The following is a 16021-nucleotide window of genomic DNA, read 5'->3' as shown; positions in this document are numbered from 1 at the left end:
TCAGAAGCGGGGCGCCCAGTAGACGACCGCGTAGATCGGCAGCCAGGTCGCCACCACGAAGTACCAGTACCAGGCGTTCTCGCTGACGTCCACGAAGCGCCGGGCGTCGAAGGGTCCCGAGAACAGCAGCACCGCCAGCACGGCCGTGTCCGCGGTGTCCGTGATCAGGTGCGTGGTGTGCAGCCCCATCAGCAGCCAGACCACCGACCCGTAGGCGCTGGCATGCCAGCTCACGTTCAGGGCGCCGAACTCGAGCGCGCGTACGACCAGGAAGGCCAGTGCCGCCAGCAGGCAGATGCACAGCCAGAAACGCGCGCGGGGCCGGTTGCGCGCCTCGGCCGCGCGCTTGGCCATCTGGTTGGGCCACAGGCTCGCCAGCAGCAGCAGCGTGTTCAGCGTGCCCCACACGGGATCGGGCATCGCGGCATCGATCGGCCAGGCGGCAGCGAGGGTGCGCACGAAGAAGTACATGGCGATGGCAAGGCCGAAGGCCGTGCCCTCGATCAGCATGAGGCCCAGCGTGCCCCACCACATGAGGCTGCACGCGCCGAAGCCGTAGCTCGGCAGCGCGCGCACATCCACCGAGGCGGCCGGCGCCGGCGGCGCGGCGGCGACGGCGGCCTCGGTCATGGCGCCCGCTCCAGCGCGATGGCAGTTTGCGTTTCCGCGCGCCGCGGCCAGAACCATGCGACGGTGGCCAGCAGCAGCGGCACGGCGCCCCAGACGGCCCCCCACGGCGTGAAGACCGAGGCGATGAAGAGCACCGTGGTCGCGAGCGCAGTGGCGAAGGGCCAGATCGAGGGAGACGGGAACAGGTAGCGGCCTTCGGGCCGCGCGTCGACCGTGCGGGTGATCAGCAGCTCGCGTGCATCCGCTGCGAGGCCGCTGACTCCCCCGGGCCCGCGCGCGTCCCAGAGCGGCTCCTTGCCGTGGACGACCGGCAGGCTGTCGAAGTTGTGCGGCGGCGGCGGACTGGCCGCATGCCATTCCAGTGTTCCCGCGTTCCACGGATTGCGGCCCGCGAGAACGCCGCTGCGCAGGCTGCGCACGAGGTTGACCAGGAACACCGCGGTGCCGAGCGCGATGATCCATGCGCCGATGGTCGAAAGAAGATTCAGCCTGTCCCAGCCCATGCCTTCGGGATAGGTCCATATGCGGCGCACCATCCCCTGGAGTCCGAGGAGGTGCATGGGGAAGAAGGCCGTGTTGAAGCCCACGAAAAGCAGCGCGAAGTGCCAGCGGCCGAGCCGCTCGTCGAGCAAGCGGCCGCTGAACTTCGGGAACCAGTGGTAGAAGGCGCCGAAGAGCGGGAACACGGCGCCGCCAAAGAGCACGTAGTGAAGGTGCGCCACGACGAAATAAGTATCGTGGACCTGGAGGTCGATCGGCACGGCGGCCAGCATGATGCCGCTCAGCCCGCCCACCACCAGGATGACGAAGAAGGCCAGCGCAAAGAGCAGCTGGGTGCGCCACAGCAGCGGCGCGCCCCAGAGCGTGGCGAGCCAGCAGAAGATCTGGACCGCGCCGGGCACTGCGATGGCCAGGCTCGCAGCCGTGAAGAAGCTCTTGCCGACCTCGGGCAGCGGCGTGGCGAACATGTGGTGGACCCACAAGCCGAAGGCCAGGAAGGCGGTCGCCACCAGCGACAGCACCATGGGCCGGTAGCCGAAGATGGGCCGGCGCGTGCAGGTCGAGATGATCGAAGACATGAAGCCGAGCGCCGGCACGAAGATCAGGTAGACCTCGGGATGCCCGAAGAACCAGAACAGGTGCTGGAACAACAGCACGTCGCCATCGTGTGCCGGGTTGAAGAAGTGCGTGCCGACGAGCCGGTCCAGGATCAGTGTCGTGCTCGCCACCATGATCGCGGGCATGGCGAACAGCACCATGAACTGCGTCACCAGGACGGCCCAGACGAACAGCGGCATGCGCGACAGCGACATGCCGGGCGCACGCATCTTGAAGATGGTGGTGATGAGCACGATGGCTTCGAGCAGCGCCGACAGCTCGGTGAAGGTGATCGTCTGCGCCCAGACGTCCGGGCCCTTGCCGGGCGAATAGTCGGCCGAGGCCAGCGGCACGTAGCTGAACCATCCCGTGCTGGGGCCCGCACCCGCGGCGAACGACCCATAGAGGAAGAGCCCGCCCATCAGGAAGATCCAGAAGGCATAGGCGTTCATGCGCGGGAATGCGATCGAGCGGGTGCCGATCATCAGGGGAACCAGGTAGATGGCGACGGCCTGCATCACCGGCACGGCGAACAGGTACATCATGGTCGAGCCGTGGACGGTGAAGAGCTGGTTGTACAGCTGCGCGTCGACGAGATGGGCGTGCGGACGCGCCAGCTGGAGGCGCATCACCAGCGCGAGCCCGCCGCCGAGCAGGAAAAAGGCGAGGGTGGTCGCCATGAAGCGACGGGCAATGGTCTTGGGGTCGATCGCGCACAGTGCGCCGACGAAGCCAGGCGGGTCGGCCCAGGTGGCCGCGAGCGAGCGTGTCGCGGCCGGCCCGGCGCCGGGTCCGTCGAAACGGCGGCTCGGCGCATCGGCCGCACGAGGCGAGGCGGAGGCGGGCTTCATTGCAGCGTCCCGAGATAGCTCACCAGCAGCCGCAGATCGTCGGGCGGCAGACGGCTCGATGGCATGCTGGTGCCGGGCTTGAACGACTGCGGCGCCAGGATCCAGGCCGCCAGCAACCCCGGTTCATTGGGCAGCGTGCCGGCGATGGTCGAGCGGCTGCCCAGGTGCGTCAGGTCGGGGCCCAGGCTGCCTGCCGCCTGTGTTCCGCGCACGCTGTGGCATTGCGCGCAGTTCGATGCCTGAAAGATGCGCTCGCCGCGCTTCGCATCCTCGGTGGCCGGCGTGGGCGCCGGCGCCCGCTGGCGGGCTTCCCACGCGGCATAGTCGCCAGGGGCCGCAGCGGTCAGGGAAAAGGCCATCAGGGCATGCTCGAGCCCGCAGAACTCGGCGCACTGGCCGCGAAACACGCCGGCTCGGTCGGCTCGCAGCGAGATGCGCGACGCCCGGCCGGGGACCAGGTCTTTTTTCCCATGCAGATTCGGCACCCAGAAGCTGTGGATCACATCGACGCTCGCCAGCGAGATCACCACCGGGCGTCCGACCGGGATATGCAGCTCGTTGGCCGCCGCGAAGACGACACGGCCGTCTGCGCCGCGGTAGCGCAGTTCCCACCACCATTGGTGTCCGATCATCTCGATGTGCAGCGCATCGCCGGTGGGTATCCGGGAAAGCAAGCGATCGGTCCACACATCGGCCGCGAGCAGCCCCGCCAGCAGCACCGCGCAGACGGCGGTCGCGCCGGCCACCGCACGCTTCGACCGGCCCGCGTGCGCAGCGGCCTCGTCCGTCGAAGGGGGTCCGGCGCGCCGGGCGCCGCGCCAGATCGCCAGTGTCAGCACGAGGAGGATGGCCGCGAAGACGAGCCCGCACTCGGCCAAGGTCAAGTACCAGAGATCGAGAATGCGCGCCGCCTGAACGCCTGCCGGCCGTGCGGTGTCGGGCAGCTCGGCGCTCCGCAGCAGGACTGGCGCGCCCAGTGCCACGCCGGTCGCGATGCGGCGCAGGAACTCCATGCGCGGAACGACGGACAGCAAGGTGGCCATGCGATGGTGGAAAGGTTTCGCTGTACCACCCGGGCCGCGCGCGCAAGGTAGGAGAGTTCTCGTTGAGAAGAGGGCGTCGTCCCACGTTCGCGCATTGCGCCGCTTCGCAGCATCTCTTGCGACCCGCCGGTCGCGCATCTTGGGTTCGTCATCCTCCCACCGTCCGCGACCACCAAAGCCAAGGAGTTGTCCATGACCCACCTGTCCAGCGAGCAGATGCAACAGATCGAAGCGCTGCTGGCAAAGCGCGAATCCGAGTTGCGAAGCGAAGTGCACATGGCCAAGGAGGCAGGTGTGGCCTCGCCCGAGGCGCGCCCGCGCGAGGTCAAGGACAGCGTCGACGATGCCGACGAGCGTTTCCTCGAGGGGCTGGACCATGTCCAGCTACTGCGGGACCAGGAGGAACTGCGCGACATCCAGGCCGCGCGTCAGCGCATCCGCGACGGAAGCTACGGACGCTGCGCGGAGTGCGACGCGCCGATCGACTTCGGCCGGCTGCGTGCCAGGCCGACGGCGCAGCTGTGCCTCCAGCACCAGGCCGAGTGGGAAAGCAGGAACCCGATGGTTCCGCCATTCGCCACCTGAGCCGCTTTGCGACGCCTCCAGGCGCACAATCTCTCCCCGAACCAGGAGGCGTGAACGCCACGAAAGGACAAGAGGACAGCATGAGCCATCAGAGTCCAGGCCAGGCCCGAGGTCTCGCTGTCGAGGCAGGCGCCCCATGAGCGCCGGTCGCGCGCTCGCCGTGGCCTGCCTCGCAGCGACGGCGGTGGCCGGCGGCTTCGGCATCGCCGTCGCAGTGATGGCGCGGCGCACCCCGACGGAACCCGCCGCGGCACGCGAAGATCTCGAGGATTCGCTGCGGCGCCTGGCAGAGCAGGTCCGGCAGCTGGACCACGATCTTCGAACACCCATCGGCACCGTCGAAGCGGCCCTCGAGATCCTGCGCACATCGGCCGAGCGCGACCCCGCCTTGCGCGACGAGACGCTCCAGCTGATGAGCCGGCAGGTGGCCCGGCTCAAGGCGCTGGTTCACGGCGTTCACGCGCTCGCGACCGATGTTGCAGGGGGCGACATGGCTTCGAAACAGGACCGCGAGAATGCAAGCCGCGGCGTGGAAGCCGCGGCGACTCGCGTTCAGGGCATGCCGTAGTACTTGTTGACAGTCAGGCTGTATTCATCGTCGTAGTCCGGCACGTTGTCCGTGGCGTACCTGGGCGCGCTTTCCAGCGTAGCCTTGTCCAGGTTCACCACATAGCCGTCCTGGGACGTGTCGTACTTCAGCATGCTCCATGGAATCGGGTAGCGGTCGGTCCCCATGCCGAGGAAGCCGCCGAACTCCATCACCGCGTAGCGGACCTGGCCCGAGATCTTGTCGATCATCAGGTCATCGATCGAACCGAGCTTTTCGCCGGCGGCGTTGTAGACGTTGGTGCCTTCGACGCGATCGGAGGAAATCACGTCGTGACTCGAGGTCGTGGTTGTCATCGAGAACTCCATTGGGCCGCCCGGCTGGGCGGGACGGTCGCGGTTTCAAGGCCCAGCACCACAGGTATTGCGCGCGGGAACGGGTCCCCTGATCAGTTCGAAGGCCGTCCTTATGTAGGTCTGTAGGAGCGCACTTCCGATCGAATGCGTTCGGTGTCTACATGGGCCGCCGCGAGCGCGTCTAGCGTCGAATCGGCGGGCAGGCAGTCGCTTGCACCGCACAGGAGGCAAAGATGGCAGAACTGGATCGCGACATTCCCGTGCCCGAGAACGCCGAGTCCCTGCGCGCTCGGTTGCAGGCATTGGCCGAGCGCGTCGGCGTGCTGGCGCCCGGTGCCCCGCTCACCGAGGAGCTGCTTGCGTTCGCCGAAGGCGCGATCGACATGGCGCGCGGCGCAGAGGAGCGCGCCTGAGCAGGACCCAGGCCGGCTCGACAGCTTCAGAGCAGATCGCGCAACCGGAAATAGAGCATGCCCAGAACCAGGGCCGGCGTGCGGAAGCTCGCGCCTCCCGGAAAGCGGCGATGCGAGAGCTGGGAGAAAAGGTCGAAGCGCTCGGCCTGCCCCGCGACGGCTTCCGCGGCGAGCTTGCCAGCCATGCCGCTCATGACGAGTCCGTGGCCCGAAAACCCCTGGAGGTAGTAGATGTTGGCCGTCATGCGGCCGAAATCGGGCGACCTGTTCATCGTGATATCCGCGAAGCCGCCCCAGGCGAAGGGAACATCGAGATCGGAAAGCTGGGGGAACACCTTCAGCATGCTGCCGCGGATCTTGCCCACCAGATTGCGGGGCGTGCTGGCGCTGTAACTGTCCCCCGTGCCGAAGAGCAAGCGATGATCCTCGCTCACGCGAAAGTAGTCGAGTACGAAGTTCGTGTCGGAGGCGGCCGGGCGGTCGCGGAGCAAGGCATCGGCGCGCTCCTTCCCCATCGGTTCGGTGGCGATCATGTAGGTGCCGACCGGCATGATGCGCGTGGAGATCGATGGTGCCAGCGTGTCGCCATACTCCGCGAGATAGACATTGCCGGCCAGGATGACAAAGCTGCAGTGGACCATGCCCTGGCTCGTCTTCACGAGCGGCCTGTCACCCTGTTCGATCAGGTAGGCCACGGAGTTCTCGTGAATGCGCACCCCCGCTGCCTGCGCGGCCGTGGCCAGCCCGAGGCAGTATTTCAAGGGATGGAGGTGGCCCGAGCGCGCGTCGAAAACGCCGGAATGAAAACGCGTGCTGGACACCCACTCGCCGATGTCTGAAGGCGGAATCCATTCGAGCGGGTAGTCGTGCAGCTCCGATGCATGGTCCATCCATTGGCGCAGTGTTTTCGTGCGCGAAGGCTTGACCGCGAGACTCAGATACCCTGCACGCCACTCGCATGCGATCGCGTGCGTCTCGATGCGCTGCCGCATCAGTTCCAATCCTTCCTCGGAGATGGCCCAGGCTTTCTTGGCATCCTCGCGGGGAAGTTGCTTCTGGATGGCGAGTTCGCCGTCGGAGCCGAAACCCACGATCGCCTGGCCCCCGTTTCGGCCCGATGCGCCCCAGCCGATACGTTGCGCCTCCAGCAGCACGACGGCATAGCCGCGCATGGCGAGTTCCAGCGCGGCGGAGAGTCCGGCATAGCCGCCGCCCACGACACAGACATCGGCCTGCACCGTTTCATCGAGCGGCCGAGTCACCGGCGGCCGGGTCGTGCTCGCTTCGTAGTAGGAGTTCTCGATGACCCCGAGTTCTTTTTGCAGCAGCACGTCAGTCGACCCGAACGTTGATGAACTGCCATGGATCTTCCGGGTCGGTCTGCTCGTGGAACAGCGGACTGCGGTCCTTCAAAGGCGTCCAGGCGCCATACACCCCGACCAGGTCGCCGAGGTAGGGCAGGGCGACCTCCAGGACCACGCGGTGGTCGAGATCGTCCGGCTCGACCACGCCGGCATCCGGATTGCGCAGGGCCCATGCCATGCCTCCGAGGATGCCGGCCACGACCTGAAGGCTGGTGGCGTTGTTGTAAGGCGCGAGCTTCCGGGCCTGGCCGATCGTCAGGCGCGATCCATACCAGTACACGCCCTTGTCGCCCCCCATGAGAAGGACGCCCAGCTCATCCGTGCCGCCGACGATCTCTTCGCGGATGATCCGGTGCTTTTTCTGAAGCTGCCAGTTCTTTCCCGCCACTTCGTGCAGCGAGAGCACCGCGTCGTCGCAGGGGTGATAAGCGTAGTGCACCGTCGGCCGGTAGATGACCTCGCCGTCCTCGCGCAGCGTGAGGTGATCTGCGATCGAGATCGACTCGGCATGCGTCACGAGAAAGCCGTGATAGGGACCTTCGAGCGGCGTCCAGCTGCGCACCCGCGTGCCGAGGCCGGGGCGCTTCAGATAGATCGCCGCATCGCTGCCGAAGCCATGCCGCACCGCGTCCGCCGGCCAATGGCGCTCGTGGACGCCCCATCCGAGTTCTGCCGGCTGCAGGCCCTCGTCGACGAAGCCCTCGACCGACCAGGTGTTGACGAACTCCCCGGGTGTCTTGCGCCGCCGCGCGGCCTGCGTGTCCCGTTCGGCGATGTGGATCACCTTGATCCCGAGCTTGCGTGCGAGCTCGGCCCACCCTTCGTAGCTGCCCGGCACGTCGGTCTCGAGCTGGAGGTCGGCCGCCATGTTCAAGAGAGCCTGCTTGACCAGCGACGAGGCGAGACCCGGGTTGGCGCCCTGGGTGATGATCGCCGTGGGGCCGTTGCGCTTGTCCAGCCGAAAGGCGAGGACCTCCTCGCGCAGGCTGTAATTGGAACGTCGCGACAGCGGCAGCGCAGGGTCGTCGTAGCGTCCCGGCCAAGGCTCGTTGCAGGTGTCGAGATAGAAGGCGCCCCGTTCGCGGCAAAGCCGGATCAAGGCCAGGCTCGACACGTTCACCGAGAGGTTCAACAGAAAGTCGCCCTTCTCGAGCAACGGTCCCAGGATGGCGGCGTGATTGCCTTCGTCGACCTGCGCCACGGTGACCTCGATGCCCAACTCGGCCGCCACGCCCGAGCTGTCCTCGCTGGGCTTGACGATCCGGATGCGGTCCGGCCCGATGTCGAAGTGTCGCAACAGCAGCGGCGCTGTCGCCTGGCCGACCAGGCCGAAACCGAGCATGAGGATTCGACCCGGAAAGTGCGCTTGCTTTTTTGGTCTTCTTGTTCTGGTTGCCACGGCGACCCCCGCCTTTGGAGAACATGCCGCCACGTTCGTGCAACGGCGCGCACGCGGCAAGTGGGACGCCACCGCGTGTCGTTGAAGGAATGCGCTTGGAGGCCGCTGCGAGTCGGATCAACACCTCCTGTGCCCGAACGGCCAGGTCGAGTCGAGGTTGCGCGTCAGCGTTCGCGCAGCGGCTTTTCGGGACGGCCGGGCAGCCCATAGGGCGAACTGCCCTGGTTGTCGGAATCGCCCACACCGGCATCGCCGGGGCGCACCGGCTGGTTCTGGTGGGTCGTGGCCGGCCCGTCGTTCGGCCCGACCGGCGGATTGCCGCTCTCGGCCGGGGTCTTGGTCGTCTGCTTCATGGCCTTTTGCGCCGGCATCTGGGGATTCGCCCCAGGCTGCGTGGAAGACTTGCCCATGGCTGTGCTCCCTGGATCGCTACGCGCCGCCGATGCCGACATTGACCTTGCCGGTACCGCCGCACTCCGGACAGGGCGCACCACCGTCGGCACGGCCGGAGCCGCCGCACTTCCTGCAGAGCGCCTCGCCGGTTCCCGGCGTGCCGGCCGGTGCCTCGTCGCCCGGCCGCTGTGCCGGCTGAGTTCCGGCATTGGCGTCCTTGCCGACATCCCCTTGCGGCTTCATGCTTGACATGGTGATCTCCATCGAAAGATCGTCAAAAAGGGCGGCGGCCCATGCGGCCGCCACCAATGCTCACCCCACGAAGCATTGCCTTCAGGCGGGAGCGCCCGTGAGTTCACCCATCAGCTCCTCCTTGCGGGCCGCGAGTTGCTCTCGCATGGCCACCAGGTCCAGCCCACGGGCTGCGCGCGCCTTGACGAAGATCTCGTTGCGCTCTTCCTTGACGTGGTGATCGACGTACTCGCCAAGCACCGTGACCTTCGCATCGAACTTGTCGTCGACCTCGGTCGCCTCCTGAATCTGGGCGATGAGGTCCTTCGCGCTGGCATGCTCGACTTCTGCTTCATCGAGCAGGTCCACTTCCTTGATGGCTTCGCGCACGGCGGGATAGAAGATCTCTTCCTCGATCTGCGCGTGGATGGTGAGCTCCGTGCAGATCTCGTTGGCGAGGTCGCGCCGTTTCTGTTCGGCGCCGGCGGTACGCGAGCTGATCAGCGTTTCGTATTCCTTGAACATCTTCTTGACATTGCGGTGATCGGTATCGAGCAGATTGCAGGCATCGGGCTCTGAGCGCTTGGTCGAAGTGGGCATGGTGGGGCTCCGGTTGGTTGGGAACGTGCAGGATTAAAGTCTCGCCATGGCTGCTGCGTAGGAATGCGTCTTGTCCTTTCCGAAGGTTCAGATGACGCACCTCGGCCGGCCTCCGGCGACCTCCGTGCATCCATGGAATGGGGTCATCGCGAGGGTCGGCCACGCGCGGATTCGGCTGCACGGCCACGTAGGGGCGCGTTTGCTATAGCAAGAAAATATATCTACAATTGCTGTAGGTAAAGAGGCTCTCTCATGCGCAAGCGGACGGAAATCATGGCTCATCCCAAGCAGGCGGCGCCGCAGAACAGCGCTTCTGCAGCGGCCGTGCTGACGAAGGCGACGATCCGAGCGGCTGAGTTGCTGGGCCTCAACAACGCTGCGCTCGCGCGGGTCGTGGGCCTGAGCGAGTCGCAGATCTCCCGCCTTTCCAAAGGCGAGAAGATGCTGGAGGTCGGGACGAAACCGGCCGAGCTGGCGACCTTGCTGGTGCGCGTCTATCGGTCGCTCGATGCCCTGGTGGGCAATGACGACCGTCATCGCAAGGCATGGATGACGAGTTTCAATCGGGCCTTCAATGAGGTGCCCCGGGACGCGATCCAGAAAGTGGACGGCCTCGTGCGGGTGGTGAGCTATCTGGACGGCGCGCGCGCTCTGGTCTGATGTTGTGGGAGAAGGATTGGTTCGCCCTGGCGCAGCCCGCGCGGCGCCGCCTTTGGCGTGGCGTAGAGGCGCAACACCAGGTGGCCACCATGCGCCTGGTCGACGATCTCGAAGAGCAGGCGCTGCTGGAGCAGCTGCTCGAAGAGAGCAAGCCGAAGCTTCCGCCCGCTGTGGCCGGCATGCACTATCTCCTGTTCACGCCATTTCGCTACGTCTCGGCGTGGCCATCGCGCTTTCGCCGCCCGAATGAGCCGGGCGCCTGGTACGGCGCCGACGAGCCGGCAACCGTGGCGGCAGAGATCGCCTATTGGCGTTGGCGCTTTTTCATGGACTCCGATGGCTTGCGGGGCGATCAGCTCCTGGCAGAACTGACTTTCTTTCAAGCGCAGTTCTCCGGCTTGGAGTTGGACATCACCTGCGCGCCCTGGTCCGGGCAGCGGTCGGCATGGCGGCACCCGGAGGACTACTCGCACTGCCACGCGCTGGCGACGCAAGCGCGGGCGTTGAAGCCACCGGTCCAATCGATCCGCTACGAGTCCGCGCGCCGCGAAGGGGGCCTCTGCGAGGCCGTGTTCGACGTTCAGACCCTCTCGATGGTCAAGCCGGGGCTGCAACAGACCTGGATTTGCAAGACCACTCGGGAGCGGGTGCTCCTGTCGCACGATAGCGAGCGATTGCAGTTCGTCTTCTGATGGACTCAGCGCGTGCGTTGCCGGCGCTCCATACGCCTGCGCGGACCTCGAGGCAAGAGCACTAATGAGAAGGCTTCTCCGTGCATTACGCGTCACACTTCGGTGCGTTCGACGGAGGTGGCCATGGTCAAAAAGATTCAACTCAACGACGAGCAATGGAAGACGCTGCAGGCCTTGGCCAGGGCCAACGCGCGGCGTCTTCCAGCGAGCGCAATCAGGGTTTCGGATCGCCTGCGGTCGAACGGTCTGGTGGCATCGGACCGCCAGGGCCGCGAGTATCTGACCGACCAAGGGGCCGACAGGCTGGGACAGGGACGCTAGGGCCCGCTTCGCCATCCGCGGCCGATGCAGTTTTCCATCGCCGCTCCTTGACCCTTCCTGAACGGTGGCAGGCCTGCATGGCGGTTGCCAAAGCCCTTCGCTTTCCCATCGCCAAGCGTTCACACCACATCGATCGGGCTGGTAATGACGCGCTGGTATCTCTCCATCACCTGAGGATCGACGCCGAGCCAATGGGCGACCTCTTCGGGCGCAAAGCCGCGACGAAGTTGCCGTAGCGCAAACGTGTGCCGCAGCCGAAACGAGCCGCCTCGGCTGCTGTCGATGCCGGCATCCTCGAGCACCCGCCGGGCGCACTGGTACTGCGAATCCTTGTGCCACTGCTTGCCGGTGCGCGTCGAGGGGAACAGGAAGGCCCCCGCAATCCGTGCCTCCGCCCGCACCAGCAGCCAGTGCTGGAGGAGCTCGGCGGCCCAGGGTGCAATCGGCGTCTCGCGCGGCGTCGAATTGCCATCGCCCGGGACACTGATCTTCCACGGACGCTCGCGAATGCGGCCTCCTTTGGAAACCGGCGATGCCAGGGTCAGCGCCCTCACGTCGCCCGGCGTCAGTCCGGCACCCAGCTGCAGTCCGACCGAAGTGCGGTTGCGAAGCTCCTGCCAGCTAAAGGCAGCGTGTGCATCGCGGCGCGAGGCCGAGGCACCCGCTCGTGGCCGGGCATCGGACAGAAAGGTGATCAGGTGCTTGGCCTCGGCCACCGACAGGAACTCGGGCAGGGGATCCGCCGTGGCCGCCTCCGAATACCGAACGTCCGGATGCTCCGCGATCCAATCTGCCGCCGCCGTGTTGGGAGGAATACCTGCTTCGGCGGCGTGATGGCGCAACACCCGATCGATCAGGCGCATGAGTCTCAAGGCATAGCGAGGGGACAGGGACAAATCCGAGCTCTTGCGTCCGAAACGGGCCGCCTGGAAGGCGTGCAGGTCACGCAGGTCCAGTGACGCGAGGGTGAGCGCCGGCGACTGGCCGAGGCACCAGGCCGAGAACGCCTCCCACATGTCGCGATAGACATCGATCGAGGCCGACTGACGAAGGGACCCCGCCGCCCGCCGGTGGGCCAGCCAGCGCTCGAACGCGGCGCGAAGGGAAGGCGCGGGGGCCTCGTCAAATAAGGAGAGGGAAGGCATCGAGAATCCGCTAACGGCGAGGGGGTATTATGCTGAACGGAGCGGGGTTGCGCGAGTGTTGGGGAGAAGGGAGGTTGTGAGCTTGGTCGAAGTTCGGTAAGGCGTTAGCGGATTTATGAACGGAGTCGATCGTGCAGCTGACGGTGATTGCGTGGGCCGATGCCCTCGCGAATCACGGTCGCCGCGAGGCCCGCGGACGTCGGCGTTGAAATGTCCAGCCTCAGCGGCATGTTGGATTTCTCTTCTGAAGGGGATACCCGAATGACCTTCCTCCGCCTGCTCATCCTTGCCGTCATCGGCCTGCCGCTACTCGCCCACGCCGAGCCCTTCACCGTGACAAGCTCGTCCTTTCGACCGGGCACCAAGTTGCCCGAGGCCTACGTCTATCAAGGCATGGGCTGCAGCGGCGGGAATACATCCCCGGCACTCCGATGGCGTGGTGCCCCGCAGGGGACGAAGAGCTTTGCCGTCACCGTGTACGACCCTGATGCCCCGACCGGCTCGGGCTGGTGGCATTGGATCGTGTACAACCTTCCGGCCGACACCGTCGCATTGCCTGAGGGCGCCGGCCGCACCGGCGGTAGCAGCTTGCCGGCTGGCGCGATCCAGGGCCGCAATGACTTCGGTGCCGCGGGCTACGGAGGACCTTGCCCGCCGGCAGGAGACAAGCCACACCGCTACCGCTTCACGGTGCACGCACTGAAGATCGACAAACTGGCGCTGCCACCGGAGGCTTCAGCGGCCGTGGTGGACGTCGAGGTTCGTGCCAACCAGCTTGCCCAGGCCACGCTCGAAGCAAAGTACGGTCGCTGAAGCGTCCGGCTCCATGGCGCCGCCCCGTCAAGCGACAGGCGGCAACCCTCCGCCGAACGCCGTGCTGCCGTTGCTGGGCGGCAGCGCCGGTTCGACATCGCCAGCGTTCGGCACCCAACCCAGCGCCTTCGACAACTCGACATCCCATCGGTTTCGTGCCAACTTCGCAAAGCCCCCTTCGGTCGGATGAATCTCGTCCATCCAGTCGTTGGAACTCGTCGTGGTGCGTGGCTCGGCCGGTGTCAGCAGGCCGCGTTGATCGATGACATGAACGTCGGCAACGTCGAGAAAGGCCGCCCGCAACTGCCTGTTGAGCTCATCGACGATCGCGTCGGCGACCGAACGCATCTGCGGGTCTGACAGTCCCGCCGCCTCGAGCGCCGGATAGAGCCAGGGCCCGCGGCCGATCCGGGTTCCGCTGAATATCGACGCCCCGGCCGGCCGAGGCTGCAGGTAGTCGTATCCGTGCACAAAGATCGGGGCCTTGCGCGTCACCGGGTCCTGCGCCTCGTCGCGCATGTCGACGAAGCGCTGAATGTTCGTGATCACGTCCTCGAAGAATTCCGTGAAGCTCGCCGGTGTGGCCAGCCGCTCGAAATCTTCCTCCGACACCCGCGACCTCTGCCCGGCCCTGGCGAGGCCCTTGTTCGCGAAGAGGTCGGCAAACACGTTCTTCAAGTCGTTGCCGCCCGCGGACAGGAGAATCGCCTTGAACGAAAAGAGCCTGAACATCTCGCGCGTGCGACTCGCTTGCCAACTCCGAACCATGTCGCGCACCTCGTCGCCGATGTGCGCCACGTCCACCACACCGGCCACGAAAGGGGTCCGGATCTCCTCGAGCAGATTGGTTCCCTCGCTGGGGATCGGCGTGAACTTGTCGAACCACGAATCGCCTTCGGCGTAAACGAGGGCATCGAAGGCCAACTGGTTCATCGCCTTGATCACGGCGCTCGTGTCGGCCCCGACCGTGTCGATGCGCACCATGCGCCGCCAGGGCTTGTTGGCCAGGCCTTGGGCACTGACCGCGAAATGCTTTTGCGAGACCGTCACATTCTTTCTCCAGCCAATGGTCGTCCTGAAGACTTTGCCACCGGAAGATTCTGATCGCACCGTGGCCCTTTTCCAACCTCACCGATGGGGTTGCGCCGGTGCGATTTCGGTGTGCGGGTCTCGCTCCACAGGCTGGCGTTCGCGCGCACGAAGCTCGCGGCAGAGCCGACCTGCTGCACCTCCTGCTGCAGATGGCGCTCGAAGCGTTCCAGGAGCGTGTGCATGCTTTGCCGTGCCCGCCTGAATTCCTCGGATGCGCCGCGGGCGGCAAGGCCGCGCTCGTAGTCTGCGCGTGAATCGAACACGCATTCCCATCGCAGGCCACGCGCCCTCGCAGCGTCAGGTCGATCGCATCGCGTTCGAGGTCAACGACGTGCGCGCCCTGTGCGACACCTATGCTGATCGGCGCACCGGCCGAATCCGTGCCCGGCGAAACCCGAGTGGCCGTTCGCCTCCCCAGGTCCGCGGCCGCGCGTGCCGATATGCGACCGATCCGACTCAGACGCCGACGAAGTCGAAGTCGACTTCCGGCTTCAGTCCGCTCACGATCCGCGCGATCGAATGGCCCGAACCGCAGGCATGGGTCCAGCCCAGTGTGCCGTGGCCGGTGTTGAGGAACAGGTTGGGCAGGCGGGTGCGGCCGATCAGCGGTACGTTGCTCGGCGTCGCCGGACGCAGGCCGGTCCAGAACTGCGCCCGGGCCGTGTCGCCGGCGCCGGGAAAGAGCTCTTCCACGCGTCGCACGATGGCCTCGCAGCGCACCCGGTTGAGGTCGCGGTCGTAGCCATTGAGCTCGGCCGTGCCCGCGATGCGCAGACGGTCGCCGCTTTCCGAGGTGTAGCGCGAGAAGACCAGCTTGTATTCGTCGTCGGTCAGAGAAACCTGGTGCGCTTTCGAGGCGTCCTTCACGGGCAGCGTCACCGAGTAGCCCTTGGCGGGGTAGATGGGCAGCCGGATGCCCAGCGGCGCGGCAAGAAGAGGGGACAGCGAGCCCATCGCCAACACGATGGCGTCGCCGCGGATGCGCTGGAAGCGGCCCTCGCTGTCGGTCGCTTCCACGTGGTCGATGCGCCCGCCCGCCTCGCGCAGCGCGGTGATGGTGTGGCTCATGAGGAACTGCACGCCCTCGGCCCGCGCGAGCGTCACCAATTCGCGCGCGAAGCGGTTCGCATCGCCCGATTCGTCCTCCGCCGTGTAGGTGGCGCCGGCCAGCCGCGGCCGGATATGGGCCAGTGCCGGCTCGATGCGCACCGCCTCGTCGGCCGAGACCACGCGGCGCTCGCAGCCCAGGGCCCGCATCTGCTCGGCCGGCTTGAGTGCGCCGTCGAACTCCTTCTGCGTCGTGTAGAAGTGCAGGATGCCCTGGGTGCGCTGCTCGTACTGAAGCCCCTTGTCGCGGCGCAATTGCTGCAGCTGCTCGCGGCTGTAGGTGCCCAGGCGCACGATCTGCCGGATGTTGCGCCGGGTACGCCCCGGGGTGCATTCGCGCAGAAAGGCCAGGCCCCAGAGCCACTGGCGCAAGTCGGCGCGCAGGCGAAACAGCAGTGGCGCATCCTCCTTGCCGAGCCACTGCAGCAGCTTCAGCGGTGCGCCGGGGTTGGCCCAGGGTTCGGCATGGCTCACCGAGATCTGGCCGCCGTTGGCGAAGCTGGTTTCGGCGGCCGGCGTGGCCTGCCGGTCGATCACGGTCACATCGTGGCCGAGTTGGCGGAGGTAATAGGCCGAGGTGACGCCGAGCAGGCCGGCGCCGAGAACGATCACACGCATTGCAGGAACCTTTCAGGTTGCAGCGCTCGGACGCGGTGAAGGCAACGGCAGCTTGCGAAGAAG

Annotated in this window: 20 protein-coding genes; 7 read left to right on the top strand and 13 right to left on the bottom strand. The window is 66.4% G+C overall.

Annotated elements, in window-relative coordinates; all coding sequences use genetic code 11:
* Genes J2739_RS11620 through coxB form a run of 3 tightly spaced genes read right to left on the bottom strand, consistent with a single transcriptional unit; the run spans position 1 to position 3622 of the window.
* Entirely contained in the window at positions 1-630 is a 630-nt protein-coding gene (locus tag J2739_RS11620; RefSeq protein WP_309901685.1) for a cytochrome c oxidase subunit 3, read from the bottom strand.
* Complete coding sequence (locus J2739_RS11615; RefSeq protein ID WP_309901683.1) at positions 627-2579, bottom strand: cbb3-type cytochrome c oxidase subunit I; 1953 nt, start codon at positions 2577-2579, stop codon at positions 627-629. Before J2739_RS11615 ends, J2739_RS11620 begins: the two co-directional genes overlap by 4 nt.
* Entirely contained in the window at positions 2576-3622 is a 1047-nt protein-coding gene (gene coxB / locus J2739_RS11610; RefSeq protein WP_309901681.1) for a cytochrome c oxidase subunit II, read from the bottom strand. Before coxB ends, J2739_RS11615 begins: the two co-directional genes overlap by 4 nt.
* A 192-nt stretch (positions 3623-3814) precedes the next feature.
* On the opposite strand from coxB, the gene J2739_RS11605 reads away from it, so the two are divergent.
* Positions 3815-4207 (top strand): TraR/DksA family transcriptional regulator, encoded by a 393-nt coding sequence (locus J2739_RS11605; protein ID WP_309901679.1) that lies wholly within the window; start codon positions 3815-3817, stop codon positions 4205-4207.
* 136 nt (positions 4208-4343) lie between these two features.
* A complete protein-coding gene (locus tag J2739_RS11600; RefSeq protein ID WP_309901677.1) occupies positions 4344-4775 on the top strand; it encodes a histidine kinase dimerization/phospho-acceptor domain-containing protein in 432 nt (143 codons plus the stop codon).
* Here the strand turns inward: J2739_RS11600 and J2739_RS11595 are convergent.
* Positions 4760-5110 carry a PRC-barrel domain-containing protein gene (locus tag J2739_RS11595; RefSeq protein WP_309901675.1) on the bottom strand — a complete coding sequence of 117 codons (351 nt, stop codon included), beginning with the start codon at positions 5108-5110 and terminating at the stop codon, positions 4760-4762. The two genes, J2739_RS11600 and J2739_RS11595, sit on opposite strands and share 16 nt — an antisense overlap.
* Positions 5111-5343: 233 nt before the next feature.
* Between J2739_RS11595 and J2739_RS11590 the strand changes: the two genes are divergently transcribed.
* Positions 5344-5523 (top strand): aminoglycoside phosphotransferase, encoded by a 180-nt coding sequence (locus tag J2739_RS11590; protein ID WP_309901673.1) that lies wholly within the window; start codon positions 5344-5346, stop codon positions 5521-5523.
* A gap of 26 nt (positions 5524-5549) precedes the next feature.
* On the opposite strand, the gene J2739_RS11585 is transcribed toward J2739_RS11590, so the two are convergent.
* The 5 genes from J2739_RS11585 to J2739_RS11565 form a co-directional block, all read right to left on the bottom strand.
* Complete coding sequence (locus J2739_RS11585) at positions 5550-6854, bottom strand: NAD(P)/FAD-dependent oxidoreductase (protein WP_309901671.1); 1305 nt, start codon at positions 6852-6854, stop codon at positions 5550-5552.
* A gap of 1 nt (position 6855) precedes the next feature.
* Positions 6856-8229, bottom strand: coding sequence for a homospermidine synthase (locus J2739_RS11580; RefSeq protein WP_309901669.1), 1374 nt, complete (start codon positions 8227-8229; stop codon positions 6856-6858).
* Positions 8230-8450: 221 nt separating this feature from the next.
* Positions 8451-8696 carry a hypothetical protein gene (locus tag J2739_RS11575; RefSeq protein ID WP_309901667.1) on the bottom strand — a complete coding sequence of 82 codons (246 nt, stop codon included), beginning with the start codon at positions 8694-8696 and terminating at the stop codon, positions 8451-8453.
* A 19-nt stretch (positions 8697-8715) separates the two neighbouring features.
* Positions 8716-8931, bottom strand: coding sequence for a hypothetical protein (locus J2739_RS11570; protein ID WP_309901665.1), 216 nt, complete (start codon positions 8929-8931; stop codon positions 8716-8718).
* A gap of 81 nt (positions 8932-9012) precedes the next feature.
* The gene (locus tag J2739_RS11565) at positions 9013-9510 is read right to left on the bottom strand and encodes a hemerythrin domain-containing protein (RefSeq protein WP_309901664.1); all 498 of its coding nucleotides are present in this window, start codon (positions 9508-9510) and stop codon (positions 9013-9015) included.
* Between the two features lie 252 nt (positions 9511-9762).
* Here J2739_RS11565 and J2739_RS11560 point away from each other — a divergent pair, with 252 nt between their 5' ends.
* The 3 genes from J2739_RS11560 to J2739_RS11550 all read left to right on the top strand — a co-directional run bounded on the left by J2739_RS11560 (position 9763) and on the right by J2739_RS11550 (position 11183).
* Positions 9763-10170, top strand: a complete 408-nt coding sequence (locus tag J2739_RS11560) for an MbcA/ParS/Xre antitoxin family protein (protein WP_309901662.1) — start codon at positions 9763-9765, stop codon at positions 10168-10170.
* An 89-nt stretch (positions 10171-10259) separates the two neighbouring features.
* Positions 10260-10862: an RES family NAD+ phosphorylase gene (locus J2739_RS11555; protein ID WP_309901660.1), complete on the top strand. Its 603-nt coding sequence runs from the start codon at positions 10260-10262 to the stop codon at positions 10860-10862.
* 123 nt (positions 10863-10985) lie between these two features.
* On the top strand, positions 10986-11183 hold the full coding sequence (locus J2739_RS11550) for a hypothetical protein (protein ID WP_309901658.1): 198 nt from the start codon (positions 10986-10988) through the stop codon (positions 11181-11183).
* A gap of 119 nt (positions 11184-11302) precedes the next feature.
* Here the strand turns inward: J2739_RS11550 and J2739_RS11545 are convergent, their stop codons facing one another.
* Complete coding sequence (locus tag J2739_RS11545; protein ID WP_309901656.1) at positions 11303-12328, bottom strand: tyrosine-type recombinase/integrase; 1026 nt, start codon at positions 12326-12328, stop codon at positions 11303-11305.
* Positions 12329-12538: 210 nt separating this feature from the next.
* Here J2739_RS11545 and J2739_RS11540 point away from each other — a divergent pair, with 210 nt between their 5' ends.
* Positions 12539-13141, top strand: coding sequence for a YbhB/YbcL family Raf kinase inhibitor-like protein (locus tag J2739_RS11540; protein ID WP_309901654.1), 603 nt, complete (start codon positions 12539-12541; stop codon positions 13139-13141).
* 27 nt (positions 13142-13168) lie between these two features.
* Here the strand turns inward: J2739_RS11540 and J2739_RS11535 are convergent, their stop codons facing one another.
* From J2739_RS11535 to J2739_RS11525, 3 genes are all read right to left on the bottom strand, one after another.
* On the bottom strand, positions 13169-14125 hold the full coding sequence (locus tag J2739_RS11535) for a hypothetical protein (protein ID WP_309901652.1): 957 nt from the start codon (positions 14123-14125) through the stop codon (positions 13169-13171).
* 62 nt (positions 14126-14187) lie between these two features.
* The gene (locus J2739_RS11530) at positions 14188-14496 is read right to left on the bottom strand and encodes a hypothetical protein (protein WP_309901651.1); all 309 of its coding nucleotides are present in this window, start codon (positions 14494-14496) and stop codon (positions 14188-14190) included.
* A 193-nt stretch (positions 14497-14689) separates the two neighbouring features.
* Positions 14690-15958: a D-amino acid dehydrogenase gene (locus J2739_RS11525; protein ID WP_309901649.1), complete on the bottom strand. Its 1269-nt coding sequence runs from the start codon at positions 15956-15958 to the stop codon at positions 14690-14692.
* Positions 15959-16021: the final 63 nt, after the last annotated feature.

Source organism: Variovorax soli, assembly GCF_031454625.1.
In the GTDB taxonomy this organism is placed as follows: Bacteria; Pseudomonadota; Gammaproteobacteria; order Burkholderiales; family Burkholderiaceae_C; genus Variovorax; species Variovorax soli_A.
Note: the sequence above shows the minus strand (reverse complement) of the source record. Positions and strands in the feature narration are given on the sequence as shown.

Coding starts and splice junctions, on each gene's coding strand:
- J2739_RS11620 (WP_309901685.1), bottom strand. CDS start 630: ATGACCGAGGCCGCCGTCGCCGCCGCGCCGCCGGCGCCGGCCGCCTCG.
- J2739_RS11615 (WP_309901683.1), bottom strand. CDS start 2,579: ATGAAGCCCGCCTCCGCCTCGCCTCGTGCGGCCGATGCGCCGAGCCGC.
- coxB (WP_309901681.1), bottom strand. CDS start 3,622: ATGGCCACCTTGCTGTCCGTCGTTCCGCGCATGGAGTTCCTGCGCCGC.
- J2739_RS11605 (WP_309901679.1), top strand. CDS start 3,815: ATGACCCACCTGTCCAGCGAGCAGATGCAACAGATCGAAGCGCTGCTG.
- J2739_RS11600 (WP_309901677.1), top strand. CDS start 4,344: ATGAGCGCCGGTCGCGCGCTCGCCGTGGCCTGCCTCGCAGCGACGGCG.
- J2739_RS11595 (WP_309901675.1), bottom strand. CDS start 5,110: ATGACAACCACGACCTCGAGTCACGACGTGATTTCCTCCGATCGCGTC.
- J2739_RS11590 (WP_309901673.1), top strand. CDS start 5,344: ATGGCAGAACTGGATCGCGACATTCCCGTGCCCGAGAACGCCGAGTCC.
- J2739_RS11580 (WP_309901669.1), bottom strand. CDS start 8,229: ATGCTCGGTTTCGGCCTGGTCGGCCAGGCGACAGCGCCGCTGCTGTTG.
- J2739_RS11575 (WP_309901667.1), bottom strand. CDS start 8,696: ATGGGCAAGTCTTCCACGCAGCCTGGGGCGAATCCCCAGATGCCGGCG.
- J2739_RS11570 (WP_309901665.1), bottom strand. CDS start 8,931: ATGTCAAGCATGAAGCCGCAAGGGGATGTCGGCAAGGACGCCAATGCC.
- J2739_RS11565 (WP_309901664.1), bottom strand. CDS start 9,510: ATGCCCACTTCGACCAAGCGCTCAGAGCCCGATGCCTGCAATCTGCTC.
- J2739_RS11560 (WP_309901662.1), top strand. CDS start 9,763: ATGCGCAAGCGGACGGAAATCATGGCTCATCCCAAGCAGGCGGCGCCG.
- J2739_RS11555 (WP_309901660.1), top strand. CDS start 10,260: ATGCGCCTGGTCGACGATCTCGAAGAGCAGGCGCTGCTGGAGCAGCTG.
- J2739_RS11550 (WP_309901658.1), top strand. CDS start 10,986: ATGGTCAAAAAGATTCAACTCAACGACGAGCAATGGAAGACGCTGCAG.
- J2739_RS11545 (WP_309901656.1), bottom strand. CDS start 12,328: ATGCCTTCCCTCTCCTTATTTGACGAGGCCCCCGCGCCTTCCCTTCGC.
- J2739_RS11540 (WP_309901654.1), top strand. CDS start 12,539: ATGTCCAGCCTCAGCGGCATGTTGGATTTCTCTTCTGAAGGGGATACC.
- J2739_RS11535 (WP_309901652.1), bottom strand. CDS start 14,125: ATGGTGCGCATCGACACGGTCGGGGCCGACACGAGCGCCGTGATCAAG.
- J2739_RS11525 (WP_309901649.1), bottom strand. CDS start 15,958: ATGCGTGTGATCGTTCTCGGCGCCGGCCTGCTCGGCGTCACCTCGGCC.